The 14,838-nt window shown below is 44.5% G+C and carries 11 protein-coding genes; 9 read left to right on the top strand and 2 right to left on the bottom strand.

Annotated features, from left to right (window positions below; genetic code table 11):
* Positions 1 to 14 precede the first annotated feature (14 nt).
* The 5 genes from BLT41_RS03230 to BLT41_RS03250 all read left to right on the top strand — a co-directional run bounded on the left by BLT41_RS03230 (position 15) and on the right by BLT41_RS03250 (position 8,128).
* Positions 15 to 3,287 carry an Hpt domain-containing protein gene (locus BLT41_RS03230; RefSeq protein WP_092158177.1) on the top strand — a complete coding sequence of 1,091 codons (3,273 nt, stop codon included), beginning with the start codon at positions 15 to 17 and terminating at the stop codon, positions 3,285 to 3,287.
* Complete coding sequence (cheB, locus tag BLT41_RS03235) at positions 3,284 to 4,288, top strand: chemotaxis response regulator protein-glutamate methylesterase (protein WP_092158179.1); 1,005 nt, start codon at positions 3,284 to 3,286, stop codon at positions 4,286 to 4,288. Before BLT41_RS03230 ends, cheB begins: the two co-directional genes overlap by 4 nt.
* A 22-nt stretch (positions 4,289 to 4,310) precedes the next feature.
* The gene (locus BLT41_RS03240; protein WP_092158181.1) at positions 4,311 to 5,504 is read left to right on the top strand and encodes a SpoIIE family protein phosphatase; all 1,194 of its coding nucleotides are present in this window, start codon (positions 4,311 to 4,313) and stop codon (positions 5,502 to 5,504) included.
* 33 nt (positions 5,505 to 5,537) lie between these two features.
* A complete protein-coding gene (locus tag BLT41_RS03245; RefSeq protein WP_092158183.1) occupies positions 5,538 to 7,358 on the top strand; it encodes a methyl-accepting chemotaxis protein in 1,821 nt (606 codons plus the stop codon).
* An 83-nt stretch (positions 7,359 to 7,441) separates the two neighbouring features.
* Positions 7,442 to 8,128 (top strand): response regulator, encoded by a 687-nt coding sequence (locus BLT41_RS03250; RefSeq protein ID WP_092158185.1) that lies wholly within the window; start codon positions 7,442 to 7,444, stop codon positions 8,126 to 8,128.
* 106 nt (positions 8,129 to 8,234) lie between these two features.
* On the opposite strand, the gene BLT41_RS03255 is transcribed toward BLT41_RS03250, so the two are convergent.
* Together BLT41_RS03255 and argS are read right to left on the bottom strand one after the other, a co-directional pair.
* Entirely contained in the window at positions 8,235 to 8,960 is a 726-nt protein-coding gene (locus BLT41_RS03255) for an SPOR domain-containing protein (protein ID WP_092158187.1), read from the bottom strand.
* Positions 8,961 to 8,995: 35 nt separating this feature from the next.
* Positions 8,996 to 10,639, bottom strand: a complete 1,644-nt coding sequence (gene argS / locus BLT41_RS03260) for an arginine--tRNA ligase (RefSeq protein WP_092158189.1) — start codon at positions 10,637 to 10,639, stop codon at positions 8,996 to 8,998.
* A 205-nt stretch (positions 10,640 to 10,844) separates the two neighbouring features.
* Here argS and BLT41_RS03265 point away from each other — a divergent pair, with 205 nt between their 5' ends.
* The 4 genes from BLT41_RS03265 (at position 10,845) to BLT41_RS03280 (ending at position 14,768) form a co-directional block, all read left to right on the top strand.
* Positions 10,845 to 11,699 (top strand): YitT family protein, encoded by an 855-nt coding sequence (locus BLT41_RS03265; RefSeq protein WP_092158814.1) that lies wholly within the window; start codon positions 10,845 to 10,847, stop codon positions 11,697 to 11,699.
* A gap of 3 nt (positions 11,700 to 11,702) precedes the next feature.
* The gene (locus BLT41_RS03270) at positions 11,703 to 12,509 is read left to right on the top strand and encodes an SAM hydrolase/SAM-dependent halogenase family protein (RefSeq protein ID WP_092158191.1); all 807 of its coding nucleotides are present in this window, start codon (positions 11,703 to 11,705) and stop codon (positions 12,507 to 12,509) included.
* Complete coding sequence (locus tag BLT41_RS03275) at positions 12,506 to 13,249, top strand: adenosylcobinamide-GDP ribazoletransferase (RefSeq protein ID WP_092158193.1); 744 nt, start codon at positions 12,506 to 12,508, stop codon at positions 13,247 to 13,249. Before BLT41_RS03270 ends, BLT41_RS03275 begins: the two co-directional genes overlap by 4 nt.
* A 106-nt stretch (positions 13,250 to 13,355) precedes the next feature.
* On the top strand, positions 13,356 to 14,768 hold the full coding sequence (locus tag BLT41_RS03280; RefSeq protein WP_092158195.1) for a sensor histidine kinase: 1,413 nt from the start codon (positions 13,356 to 13,358) through the stop codon (positions 14,766 to 14,768).
* The last annotated feature ends 70 nt before the right edge of the window (positions 14,769 to 14,838 follow it).

Here is a 14,838-nt window from a genome sequence, read left to right on the forward strand (position 1 = left end):
AGGGAGTATTTAACGTGACGCGCGATATGGGCGATCTTTCCATGCTTGAGCTTTTTCGCATGGAGGCTGAAAACCACACTAAGGTGCTATTCTCGGGCTTGCCCACCCTTGCAGAAGGAGATCACTCCTCTGAACTGGTGGAACCTCTTATGCGTGCGGCAGCGTCTCTTAAAGGAGCGGCTCGTATAGTCGGCCTTGCTGACGCAATAGAAGTTGCCGGAACGCTTGAATCCGTTTTGGAACTATGCCGGAGCGGGAAAGTTGCGGCCTCGGCAAGTCTTATTGAGGGGATGCTTTCAGCTACTGAATTTTTATCCAATCTTGCCGCTGTGGAAGTGGAAGAAATGGATAAGTGGCTTGAAGATAATAGTTCCTCCCGCACGGAAATAGTCTCTTCTTTGCAAAAAGGAAAAGACGTTGAACCTATACCTGTGCCCACGCTTAAACCAGAACCAGAATCTAAACCCGAAATTTTAGAAGCTTCACCCAAAAAGAAAGTAGCACTGGCGGATGCCTCTATGCTCGATCTTTTTCGTATGGAAGCGGAGAGTCACTCTCAGTCTTTATCTTCCGGTCTGCTTGAACTTGAAAAGGATCAGTCTCCTGAGAATGTGGAACCGCTCATGCGGGCCGCCCATTCTTTAAAAGGAGCGGGGCGAATTGTCGGACTGAACGGAGTCGTTGAACTTTCTCACGCTATGGAGGATGTCCTCGAAGCGTGTCGTAAAGGCGAACGAGTTTTAGTTTCTCAGGATATAGACAGATTGCTTGCCGCAACGGATTTCTTTTCTGAAATGGCTAAAACTGAAGCTGATCAGCTCGAAACATGGCTGTCTGATAATTCTTCTTCTATGCAGAGTGTAGCTAAGGAATTAGCCAAACCTCCGTCTGTTCAAAGTACTGTTCCAGAAATTTCTGAGCCTCAGGTTGTGGAGCCCCCAGTTGTAAAACTTCCGGTTGAACAAGCCTCTCCGGTTGAGCCCAAAGTGGACATTCCACTTGCAGATCTCTCCATGCTCGATCTTTTCCGCATGGAAGCAGAGAGCAATTCACAGTCACTTACAGCCGGTCTTCTGGCACTCGAAAAGGATCAGTCTGCCGATAAGGTTGAACCTTTGATGCGCGCAGCCCATTCAATGAAAGGGGCTGCCAGAATTGTGGGTCTGACGGATGCAGTTGCTCTTGCACATGCGATGGAAGATTTGCTGGTTGCCTGTCAGAAAGGTGAAGTTAAGCTGACGGCGGATCAAATAGATGTTCTGCTCGCCTCAACCGACATTTACGGGGAAGTTGCCCAGCTTGATACAGATGCTATTCAGGGTTTTTTGACAGATGAGAAGCCCACAATGGATCTGCTTGAAAAAGGACTTCGTGGTGATGAAGCTGAGGTTAAAAAGGTACTTTCGGAGATAAAATCTGTCCATGCTGATATTGCTTCAGATAAGGAAACAGCGGTCTCTTTGCCGGAAGAAAATGAAAAAGAAATTTCTGATAAAAAAAGTAAGCCTGAAGTTAAAGAGCCTGCTTCACCGCTAAAAAAGAGTTTAAAAAGTAATGACGCAGTTGTTAGAGTCTCCGCAGGCAACCTTAACAGGTTGATGGCTCTTGCCGGAGAAAGTCTGGTTGAGGCCGGAAGGCTCGGTACTTTTGCCTCCTCGTTACTCAGGTTGAAATCCGGTCAGCGCGATTTGATGAAAGCCTTTGAAAGCGCGGGAGAAAGAGTAGGAAACGGCGAATCTTTGTCATATATAATGGACGAGATAAAGGCTGTTATGAGTGAAAATCAAATATTACTGGCAACGTATTCCAGTGATTTTGATACCTATCGCAGACGTTCGGATAATATTTCCGGCAGACTTTATAATGAAGTTGTTGCCAGCCGTATGCGGCCTTTCTCCGACGGGGGACGTGGTTTTCCCCGCTTGGTGCGGGATCTTGCCCGTTCTCTTGGAAAAGAGGTTGATTTTGTGGTTGAAGGAGAAGCCACAGCCGTGGACAGGGATATCCTTGAACGGCTTGAAGCTCCGCTGAATCATATAATCAGGAATTCGGTTGACCATGGTATTGAAATGGGACCGGACCGGATTGCCGCTGGAAAACCTTCGAAAGGTACCATTAAAGTTATTGCCGGACACAGGGCGGGAATGCTTTTCATTGAAGTTCGTGATGACGGCAAAGGGATAAACCCCGAAAGTATCAGAGCCAAGGTCGTTGAAAAGAAACTTGCACCGGGCAGAATGGCGGCTGAAATGAGTCGCGCTGAACTGATGGAATTTTTGTTCCTTCCGGGCTTCTCGACCGCTGGAAAAGTCACTGAAATTTCAGGGCGTGGAGTCGGGCTTGATGTTGTGCATGCCATGGTTCAGGAAGTTGGCGGAACAGTAAGAGCTGATTCTGTTCCCGGTGAGGGAATGTCTTTTTCCATGCAGTTACCGCTGACCCTTTCGGTCATACGCACTCTTCTGGTTGAAATTTCCGGTGAACCATACGCCCTTCCGCTAAGCCGTATCAGTCGGATTGCTTCTATTCTACCTGCTCAGTTGAAGCTCGTCGAAGATAGACAATATGTCTCTCTTGATAATGCTAATGTCGGGCTTGTTCCGGCTTCGCAAATTCTTGGTACAGAGACTTCAAAAAAAGAAGAAGAGACTGTTAAGGTAGTTGTTATCAGTGATCGTATGAATAAATACGGGCTGGTTGTTGATGATTTCATGGGAGAGCAGGACCTTGTAGTCAGGCCGCTTGATCACAGATTCGGCAACGTGCCTGATGTTAATTCCGTAGCGCTCATGCCTGACGGTTCGCCTGTTCTGATTTTAGATGCTGAAGATCTTGTACGCTCAATTGATAATCTGCTTTCAGGCGGAAGACTCAGCAAAGTCGGTATGGATGTCGTTGATAAAGGTCCGGTTCAGCGAATTCTGGTTGTTGATGATTCTCTAACTGTTCGGGAAGTTGAGCGTAAGCTTTTAACCAATCACGGCTATGAAGTAGATACCGCAGTAGATGGAATGGACGGCTTTAACGCCCTTGCTACAGGCCATTATGATCTGGTTGTTACGGATGTTGATATGCCTAGAATGAACGGGCTGGAATTGACCAAAAAGATAAAATCCGATTCTGACTTGAAATCCATTCCGGTGATGATGGTTTCATATAAAGATCGGGAGGAAGATAAATTGCGCGGGCTAGAAGCAGGAGCGGATTATTATTTTACGAAAAGCAGCTTCCATGATGAGACTCTTTTGACAGCTGTTGAAGATCTGATCGGTGAGGTTATGAAGTGAGAATTGGTATAGTCAATGATATGGCAATGGCTGTGGAAGTCCTGAAAAGAATTGTTAACGGGGCTGGATTTCAAGTGGCGTGGGTCGCATTTAACGGTGAAGAGGCTGTTACTAAATGCTGTAGAGATGTTCCTGATATTGTGCTGATGGATCTGATTATGCCGGTGATGGACGGAGCAGAAGCAACCCGCCGCATAATGAAGGAATGTCCCTGTTCCATATTGGTTGTTACAGCCAGTATTGAGAGCAATGCTTCAAAAGTATTTGAAGCAATGGGTGCCGGAGCGCTCGATGTTGTTACCACTCCTGAGATGGGAATAGGTGGTGCGCTTGAAGGGGCAAAAAATCTTACTGCTAAAATTTCACTGATCAGAAGATTGCAAGGCGTTGAGGTAGAAAAAGAGGTTAAACCGGTTACTGTTGCTTCTTTAAAAAGAACTCCCAGACTGCTTGCAATCGGAAGCTCTACAGGTGGGCCGACGGCTTTGGCAACAGTTCTCGGAGCTTTGCCGTCTGATTTTCCTGCTGCGATTGTCATTATTCAGCATGTGGACGGGAGTTTTTCGGAAAATCTCGCTAATTGGCTTAACGGACAGACTAAATTGGAAGTTAGCCTGGCAAAAAGAGGCGACATTTTACACGCTGGTAAAGTTCTTCTGGCTCCCGGGAATAGAAATATGCTTCTGGGAACGGGCGGGATTGTTCATCTTACAGATGGACCGGGGGAGAGTTTGTATGTTCCTTCGGTGGATATTTTTTTTAAGAGCCTCTGTTGTGCCGGGATACCCGAAGGTTCAGCCGCAGTTCTTTTGACGGGAATGGGCGCGGATGGTGCGAAAGGTCTTCTCGAGTTAAGAGAAAAGGGCTGGATGACCATTGCACAGGATAAAGAGAGCAGTGTTGTGTGGGGAATGCCCGGAGCAGCGGTGAAGATAGACGCGGCTCGGAAGGTAAGCTCTATTGATAATATGGCGCAGGTTTTGATCAGACATTTTAAGTAAACTATTTCACGGAGACTGTTAAATGACAAATTCTGTTATGAATGAAAAGTTGCTGACTGAGCATAAAATCAGCGTACTTTTAATAGATGATCAGCCTATGGTGGGCGAAGCTGTGCGTAGAATGCTGGCTGAAGAAAAGGATATAGATTTTCATTTTGTCAGTGATCCTACTATTGCAATTCCCACTGCCGAAAAGTTGGAGCCGACCGTTATTTTACAGGATCTGGTTATGCCAGAGATTGACGGTATGACCATGGTAAAGTTTATGCGGGCCAATTCAAAACTTAAAAATATTCCGCTGATTGTGCTTTCCACCAAAGAAGAAGCGACCACTAAAGCTGAAGCTTTCGCTCTCGGCGCAAATGACTATCTGGTTAAATTGCCGGACAGAATCGAACTTCTCGCACGCATCAGATATCATTCAAAAGCTTACATCAACCTGCTTCAGAGAAATGAAGCGTATAAACAGCTTCTTGAAAGCAGGGATGCCATGCGTAAAGAGCTGGCAGTTGCGGCTGATTATGTAACTTCTCTTTTGCCACTTCCAGTTGCGGAGGGCGAAATTCAGGCCGATTGGAGATTCCTTCCGTCAGCCTCTCTCGGCGGAGATTCTTTCGGGTATCACTGGCTTGATGATGATCATTTTGCCATTTATCTGCTTGATGTCTGTGATCATGGAGTCGGTTCTGCGTTACTCTCCGTTTCCGCCATGAACGTTTTGCGTTCACAGACTCTTCCTGACACAGATTTTCATAAGCCTGATGAAGTGCTTTTCGCTCTGAATGAATCCTTTCAGATGGATCAGCAGAACAATTTATATTTCACTATGTGGTATGGAGTTTATAAAAAATCAGACCGCACTTTGACCTATTCCAGCGGCGGACATCCACCAGCTTTACTTATGAACGGAGATGAAGTTGCACAGCTCAGAACTCCGGGCATGATTGTGGGCGGTATGCCGGATATGGAATATACCAGTGACTCAATAACGGTAAAGCCCGGAGCTCGTTTTTTCCTCTACAGTGACGGGGTATATGAGCTGAAAAAAGTATCTGACGGTAAAATGTGGGACTTTGAAAGTTTTGTAAATTTTATGGCGTCAACAACAGGCCCGCTCGGCAGTCCTATTGATATGCTTATAGGTCACACCAAAGAACTTCAGGGACGCGAAGAGTACGATGACGATTTTTCAATGGTCGAATTTGTTTTTGAATAGCAGCTTTGTTTTGAGTCACAAAGAGGGTGGAATATGAATATCCGCAAACAGTTCATGATAGGGTGTGTTGTTTTTTGTTTGGTCCTTACTATGGCCATTTTGTTTTTGATTTCAAATTATACCCATAAAACGCTTATGCAGGAATATCGGGGTAAAGCTGAAATCATGTTGCACTCCATGATGGCTGTTCGTAAGCATACCAGCGCAGTGATCCGTCCTAAGGCTACAGAATTGTTGCCGAAGAATCAGTTCATGCCTGAATTACAGTCCACTTCATTTACTGCCAACGGAGTTTTCAGTCGCATTCCGGATCAGTTTAAGCATGAACTTTTGTATAAGACGGCTTCAACCAAACCGCGAAATCCTGAAAATATGGCGACTGAGGATGAATCCCTTATAATTGAGGATCTTGATAAGCTTGCAAAGAATGGTCAGCGGCCTTTTTTTGAAGGAATCAGAAATGTAAACGGTGTGGATTATTATGTAATTGCCGAAGGGGAAGCCAACAAGCCCGGGTGTATGGTTTGTCACGGCAAGCCATCTGAAGCTCCGCAGTCCATGAAAGACCGGTATCCGGTTGAAAAGGATGGTGGATATTACCGTAAACCGGGGCAGGTGGAATGTGCTCAGCTTGCTTCTATTCCGCTTTCAGCAATGGATGTAGTTGCTAATCAAACCCTTGGATCAGTTGTTTTTATAGGCTTTTTCTTTATTGCCTTTGCTTTGGCTTTTTTACTGTTCGGGCTTAATTTAATTTTTAATCCTATTTCCAGAATTACCGGCATTGCTAAATTTATTGCGGAAGGCGACCTTGAAAGCGCTGATACGGCAATCCATAATATGAGGCGGGCCGCTCAGGGTAAATTCTTTGCGGGTAGAATTATAAAATCCGGAAATGAAATTGGAAATTTAGTTCAATCTTTTGAAATAATGATTGAAGGTCTTTCGGATTTGATAACCGAAGTGCGGGATTCGGGAGATAATGTCTCTGTTTCCGGTAGAAAAATAAGTGCGACAGTCGGGGATATTGATTCCGCAGTGACCAGACAGGCTGCTTCCACTAATGAAGTTACGGCAACAAGCAGTCTTATCCGCAAAACATCAAGGAATCTTGTTGATGTAATGGAAGAAGTTGCTGTGAATGCCTCAGAGTCTGCTGATTTAGCAGAAGTGCTTCAAGGTAATATTTCACTGCGTGAGAAATCACTGATTAATCTCGTTAATTCCACAGATAATGTTTCTTCCAGACTTGGAGCTATAAACGAGAAAGCTAATAAAATTAATCAGATTGTAACAACTATCGCCAGAATTGCGGATCATACCAATCTTCTTTCACTTAATGCCGCTATTGAGGCTGAAAAAGCAGGCCAGTTCGGTCAGGGTTTTTCTGTTGTAGCTCGTGAAATCAGAAGACTTGCAGACCAGACGGTTATTGCCGCGGAAGATATTGAATTGATGGTTCGTGATATGCAAAGTGCGGTAAGTTCCGGTGTGATGGAAATGGAAAAATTCAATCACGAAGTCCGTTCAAGTGTGGATGAAGTGGAGAAGATGAGCCTTGACCTCGGGCAAATTGCTGAGCAGGTGAGAGTTCTCAAACCCAAGTTTGCCGAAGTTTCACGGGCAATGGGAGATCAGGCCGACAGTGCTGAGCAGATTAATGAAGCGATGTCTGATTTAAGTGAATCCGCAGTCGGAACCACAAGCTCAATTGAAGAGTTTAAGCGCACTGTTGCCAGTTTGAATTACACGGTTCAGAGTTTAACAGGAGCTGTTGACGGGTTCAGGGCTGTAGAGTCTGACACAGGCAAGCAGTCCGGCGAAACTCCTGAAACTGAAAAGGAACAATCTTAACCGAGATAATTAACACACTTGTAACAATACCGCCTTATTAGAGACAGTTGTTACAGGTATGGTCTGTTCCAAAGGAGATCATTGTGTCAATTGATAAAATATTGGTCGTAGAAGATCATCATGATACTATTGAATTACTGAAATATAATTTGACCTCATCCGGTTTTGACGTTGTTACAGCAATGGACGGGCATAAAGCTCTGGAACAAGCCAGAAATGAAAAGCCTGACCTTATTCTGCTTGATCTTATGCTTCCGGGCATTGATGGGCTGGAGGTCTGCCGCAGGCTTAAACATGAAGCGGGAACGCAGCACATCCCTGTTGTAATGCTTACAGCTAAGGGTGAAGAAGTAGATAGGGTCGTGGGGCTTGAACTCGGGGTTGACGATTACATTGTAAAACCGTTCAGCCCGCGTGAATTGGTTCTCAGAGTAAAAGCTGTTTTAAGGCGCGGTTCAGAAGTTGAAACGAAACGTCCCGGTAAGTGGAATCGTGAAGGTCTCGTGGTTGATTTCGAGGCTCATACTCTGGAATGCGACGGAGAACTGGTGGCTCTTACTGCAACAGAATTTAAGCTGTTTTCAGAACTATTGCAGCATGAAGGAAAAGTTCGCACCCGCGATCACCTTCTTGATAAAGTCTGGGATACTCATTTTGAGGGATATTCGAGAACAGTTGATACGCATATCCGGCGATTACGTCAGAAGCTCGGCCCCTATGCCGATTACATCGAGACTGTGCGCGGTGTCGGATATCGCTTTAAAAGCTGATTGATATCTATCTGTACTCTTTCTGAGTTTATTATAAAAAAAACCCGCTTGAAACTAAGTTTCAAGCGGGTTTTTTTTATTGCATATTGAATTTGACTTATCAGGCTTATTGAACAGCTTTTTTGCTTTTCAACATCGGTTTTTTGATACCGTATTTAGCCAGAACATTTCTCATGCTCTGAGTGCTTTCAGATGATCCGATATGTCTGACAAGGACTCTATGCCATGTTTTAGTTCCGCTTTTGCCTGTCTCAATGGAGGAATCAAGGCCGTCAGTAAGAAGCTTGTCTCTAAATTCCTGAGCTTTGCTTTCTGATCCGAAGGATGCAACCTGATACAGATAGTTGTATACCGGAGCAGCGACCGCTTCCGGATTATCCATTTCTACCGGAGGTTCAGGAACTGAGACAGTCTGTTTGGGCTCAGCTGGAACTGTAACGGCAATTTCTGTTTTTACTACAGGAGTTACTCGTGTAGTTTTTGTTTCAGATTTTGCAACAATTACTTTAACCGCAGGTTTCTTATCAGGCTTAACAGAGGTTTCAGGCTTTATTTTAAGCTGATCCATATACTGTAACTCTTCGGGTTTCAGAATACCGCCTTTCACTTCACCTGAGCTGTTTACCGATTGTGTAGGCATCATCATTGCCAGTTCCGGGACGTCTTTTTCCGGCTGATATCCTCTGCCGAGCAGAATTCCGAGTACGAAGAAAGCACATAATGCCGCTACGCATACTGAACAAAGCCCAATGACTTCCGCCACAGTAAAGGTGAAAGTATAGGTCTTTTCCTGAGAGGAATCTGATCCGGTCTTTTTTTTGCGGATAGCCACGAAGTCGCTCCGTTTTGTTGCAGACTTACAGTTAGTTACATTTGTTCCGGCGCGGAAACACCAAGCAGGTTCAAACCATTGGCAAGTGTTTTTGCCACGGCCTGCAACAAGAGGAGTCTTGCCGCGATAATTTCTTTTTCAGCTGAAAGAATATGGTGCATGGAGTAAAATCTATGCAGCGCATTAGCAAGATCTCTCAAATAATAGCTGATGGTATGCGGGCTCATATATCCGCCTGCGCTTTCCACCACATCATTAAATTGATCCAGAAGTTTCATGAGGCCCAGTTCTTCAGTATTGCCTAAGTTGCTCAGAAGGGCCGGATCACACGAACCTACTTCGATTCCCTGTTCTGCGGCCTTGCGTATTACTGAGCAGATACGCGCGTGAGCGTATTGCACATAGTAGACTGGATTTTCCATGGTTTTCTGTTTGACCAGATCAAGGTCAAAGTCGAGATGACTGTCGCTTTTGCGAGAGAGAAACATGAAACGTGAAGCATCACGGCCAACTTCGTTGACCACGTCTTTAAGTGTCTCGAATTTTCCGGCACGGGTGGACATTGCAATCTGTTCTCCGCCGCGCAGCAAGTTAACAAGCTGTACGAGGATAACTTCAAGATGTCCTTTTTTACCGAGAGCTTCAACCGCCGCCTGCATGCGAGGGACATAACCGTGATGGTCTGCACCCCAGATGTCGACTACTTTGTCGAAACCGCGTTTGTATTTATCGTCATGGTAGGCGATATCGGACGCGAAATAAGTCAGGTCTCCGTTTGATTTACGAAGTACGCGGTCTTTGTCGTCACCGAGGTCAGTACTCTTAAACCAGAGCGCTCCGTCTTTTTCGTAGGCCATTCCTCTTGATTTGAGGTCAGCGAAAGTTTCTTCAACTTTACCGACTGAAACAAGGCTTGCTTCAGAGAACCATACATCATGACGGACATCAAAAGCTGCGAGGTCTTTCTTGATACCTTCAAGAATCTGGTTCATTCCGTATTTACGGCAGATTGCGATCGAATCTGCTTCGTCCATTTCAAGAATGGTCGGATTGAGTGCCAGCACTTCTTTGGCGATATCAATGATATATTCGCCCTTATAAAAATCTTCAGGATCGACAATGTCGCGTCCTTCGGACTGCTGTAATCTTACCCAGATTGAGTTACCGAGGATAAGCATCTGGCGTCCGGCGTCATTGACGTAGTATTCTGCTTCAACGGTATGTCCGGTAAATTCCAGAATACGGACAAGGCAGTCTCCGAGAGCGGCTCCGCGTCCGTGGCCGATATGCAGAGGTCCTGTCGGGTTGGCAGATACGTATTCAACTTGAACTTTTATGCCTTTTCCTATTTCGGAGCGACCGAAATCAGCACCTTTTTCGAGAACTTCAGGAATGAGGTTCTGCCAGAAGGCGTTGGAAAAAGTAAAGTTCAGGAAGCCCGGTCCTGCAATGTCGACTTTTTCAATATATGGATCATTGTCCAGTTCATTCTTAATTTCTTCGGCAATGGCACGCGGGTTCATTTTTGCCTGCTTGGAAAGCATCATGGCAAGATTCGCGGACATGTCTCCGAAATTTTTATCTCTAGGGGGTTCGAGAACAGCTTTTTCAGGCCATTCCCAGCCCTTGTTTTCAAGAATGGAACCGAGGACGTTTTGAAGATGAAGTTTGGCTTTCATTATGGATCAAAAATCTCCTTATCTAGATATGGTAAAACGGCTTATCACTTTTCGCCGAGCCTTCCAAGTGCATAAAACAGGGTAAAAAGGGGCGGAGGTAGAACTAAGACTCTTTCATATTTATAAGAAAAGTGTAAATCTCAAGTTCAAGCCTTTTATAAATTAATAATTTTTGCTTGAATGGAGATCTATTTTGGATCCAGTTATGAACCGTTTTCAAAAGATGAGTTATTCTATTCCGTGGAATATAGCCCTTTTAACGCTAGGTTCTTTTCTGACAGCCTTTGCCATTAAAGCGGTTGTTATTCCTAACGCCTTTTTACCAAGCGGCATTTCAGGGCTTGCTTTGCTTATATATTATATTTTCTCGTTTCTGTCCTCTGGAGTGTGGATTTTTTTACTGAATATACCAATTTTTTTGATAGGTTGGTTTTTTGTAAGCAAGAAATTTTTTTTCTATAGTCTTTACGGTATGGTAACTCTCAGTGGATTCATAGATCTTATACCGTGGACTCTTGCTTTTGAGGATAAATGGCTTGCAGTTCTTGCCGGGGGGATCGTTCTTGGAGCGGGATCGGGGATAGCGCTGCGTTCACTCGGCTCTACCGGAGGGTTGGGAGTTTTGCAGATTGTTGCCCGTGAAAAAATGGGCATCAGGGTTGGACAGTTCGGAATGGTTTTCAATGCGATCGTTTTGGGAGTTGGGACTGTCTGGCTTAACTTGAACGATGTGCTTTATTCTCTTGCCATGATTTTTATAGCTTCTTCAGCTACTGACTTGGTGCAAGGGTTGTTTAACCAGCGCAAAATGGTGCTGATCGTAACGTCTTTTCCAGAGGATGTTTCCGGCGCAATAATGACACGGCATGGGCGGGGTACTACCTTGCTGAATGCTCGCGGGGGCTACACCGGTCAGGAGCGCACTGTTGTAATGACTGTTGTTGATTCTTTCAGACTTAAAAGACTTGAATCGACAATCTTTAATGTTGACCCGGCCGCGTTTGTAATAATCGAATCAACCTTCAGCGTGCTCGGAAAAGGCTTTTCCGTGCCGAGGTAGCTTATGAGTAGAACTATCGCGCTTTTAACTGATTTTGGACTGGATGATCCATATGTCGGTCAGATGAAGGGTGTTCTTGCAGACAAAGCTCCTGATTCCCGGATTATTGATGTCAGTCATGGCATTGCGCCTTTTTGTATTTCTCAGGCTTCTTTCTTTTTAGCAGCGGCGATAAAACATTTTCCTGATGATACGGTTTTTGTCGCTGTGGTTGATCCCGGAGTCGGGAGCGGGCGAAGAATAATTGCCGCAGAGTTTGGCGACACCATTGTTGTTGCTCCAGACAACGGCATAGTAGAGCTTGCCGAGGCGGATTATTGCGGAACTATGATTGTTACTGATCTCAGCGAAACCGCAAATCAGATGAGAAGTTCATATACATTTCACGGGCGGGATATTTTTGCCCCTATTGCAGCGAATATAGCTTGCGGAAGCTCTCTTGAAATGCTCGGATCGAAGCTTCCGCTTCGTGATGTTGTGCGGACAGGGCTCAAAAAGCCTTTATGGATGGAAAACGGAGTGGAAGCGGTTGTTTTGCATAAGGATAGATTCGGAAATCTTGTGCTGAATATTCCTGAAAATCAGATTATGCCTGAGCGAATGTCTATACCTGATAAAATTCCATGTGTGGGAATAGATGCCGGCTGCGTTAGACGCGCATGCTGTTATGCAGAGCTTGAATCCGGTGTTTTAGGTTTGATTGTAGGTAGTCAGGGGTTTTACGAACTGGCACTTTATCAGGGCTCAGCGGCTGAAAAATTGAATTTTGGTCCGGGAGATTCACTTGTGCTTAAATGGGGCGGTATATGAGAATTGGGATTGTTCGGGACTTTTTGATTACTCTCGGGTTTATGACCAGAATCGGTCCGATACTTGAGATTGAACCGGAAGATTTAAGGCGGACAGTAAAATGGATGCCTCTGTGCGGGCTTGCTCTCGGCGCAGTGATAATTATTCCTTTTTATCTGGGATTGTTTGCGGGGAAGTTCTGGATCCAGGCATGGTTGACACTTGCTGCGTCTATTTATCTGACTCGGGGGCTGCATTTTGATGGCATTGCCGATATTGCAGACGGAGCTGGGCCTTTTCCTGATCCAGATAAATTCTGGCGCATAATAAAAGACAGCTGTTCTGGAGTGTTTGGAATTCTAGTTTTAGTCGTAATGCTTACCGGTCAGCTTATTGGTTTTTATTATGTATTTGAAGCAGGGGCGTTAGGTGCTGTACTATGGGTCTTTGTTGTTGGAAGGCTTGGGAATGCCGTAATGTGTATGGCCGGAAAATCCTTTGCAAGACCGGGGCAGGGATCTCTCTTTATGTGTGGAGCTGATAAGTTTTCTATTGCTTTTGCTTTTATTACAACAGTTGTAGCTGGGATCTTTGCTGTGGATCTCAATACTCAGATTCTAACTTATCTTCTTGCTGCATTATGTATTTTGTTTTTATACAGACTTGCAAAGAAGGTGAACGGTGCAAACGGAGATTTTTTAGGCGGGGCTGTTGTTCTTTCCGAAACAGCCGCATTGCTTGCTTTTGTAGCTTGTCATTAGTCGGTATATTTTCTGCTTTATTTTTGTGTTAGTGTCTGTATAATGTGCTGTGAGTTTGACGTATTTTAAAGCGTAATTGGAATTTTCAATAGATTGGGGACAGCTTATGAATGATTTGCCTACGCTTAGAAAGTTCGGGGAGCAGCTTGATGTTCTCAAGCTGTTTGCGGAGCAGGGCGAAGTAAAAAAGGCTTCAGCTTTAGCACAGTCTATTTTCGAAAACTATGTGTTTGTAAGAGACATGTTTCTTCGTCAGGAAGATGAGTTCCTTTCTGCGGGCAATGCCCTTGCCGAGAGTGAAGACAAAGTTGAAAAGCTGGAAGCAAAGCTGAAGCTGGCGCTTTCAGCTTATAATTCTGATTTTGAGTTGTTCCGTAAATTTTGTCGCGCGCTGGATTATGCAAATACACTCAAAGATCTTTCAGATTTACCAGACATGTTGAAAGATATTGCCAATGAATTGGGAGTTCACAGAGTTACAGTTGTATTAGACCGCAAACTTTGTGAAGGGTTGCCGGATTCAGGAATACCTTCATTTTTTTTAAAAGGGTGTATGCGTTTCATAGACTCAACTCTTCGCAACACTGGTAATAGAGTTTTTATAGGCCCTCTTTCACGTATGATGCGGCCTGATGTTTTTTTTGGAGACCCGGAAATGAGCCCTGAAAGTGGTGGGTCGTGTTTTGCTTTCGGGCTGATGGATAAGTATAGCCCTGATGAAATGATAGGGCTCCTTTCTATTTATGATCCTTCTGTCAGCAGATTTAATCCTGAAATGGGAACGGATTTTCTGGAACATTTTTGTAGTTCTATAGCATCGACATTAATAGATGTAATAAATCACCAGAAGGCGATGATTTTAAGGGAAGATGTGAACAGAATAACTCATCACGATCTTAAAACTCCGCTTAATGCAGTAATAAATCTGCCTCATCTGCTTCTTGCTGAAGAAGAAGATCCAGATAAAATAGAAATGATACAAGCTATTCAAGACTCTGGTTATCGCATGCTTGGTCTTATCAACAGATCGTATGATTTATATAAAATGGAATCAGGAACTTATAACGTCGTTCCCGAAAATGTTAATATTATTCCGATGATACAGCGTATTGAGCTTGATCTTATAGATGTGATTAAGTCTAAAAATTCTGCTTTGCATATTTTTGTGAATAAAGCGAAATGGAACGGCGAAGAGAGCTTTTACGTCAGAGGCGAAGAGTTGCTTCTGTTCTCTATGCTGGCGAATCTTGTGAAAAACGGATTCGAAGCGACTCCTGAAGGAAAGCCCGTAACAGTTGCTTTTTCCGGTGAAGATGATTTTTCAATTGCTGTTCACAATTACGGAGCTGTCCCTGCTGCCATACGAAAAACTTTTTTTGAAAAATATTCAACAGAGGGTAAAAAAGGGGGGACAGGTCTCGGAACCTATTCCGCCAGTCTTATTGCCCGGGTTCATGGTGGTGAGATCAATATGACCTCTTCTGATGAGGAAGGGACTCTTGTTACCGTGAAAATTTAAGTTGTGCCTCTGCTACAAAGCAATGGATACACGGGGACATCTTTGAATGATTTTTATGAGCGGCTTTGGA

Source organism: Maridesulfovibrio ferrireducens (assembly GCF_900101105.1).
Lineage (GTDB): Bacteria > Desulfobacterota > Desulfovibrionia > Desulfovibrionales > Desulfovibrionaceae > Maridesulfovibrio > Maridesulfovibrio ferrireducens.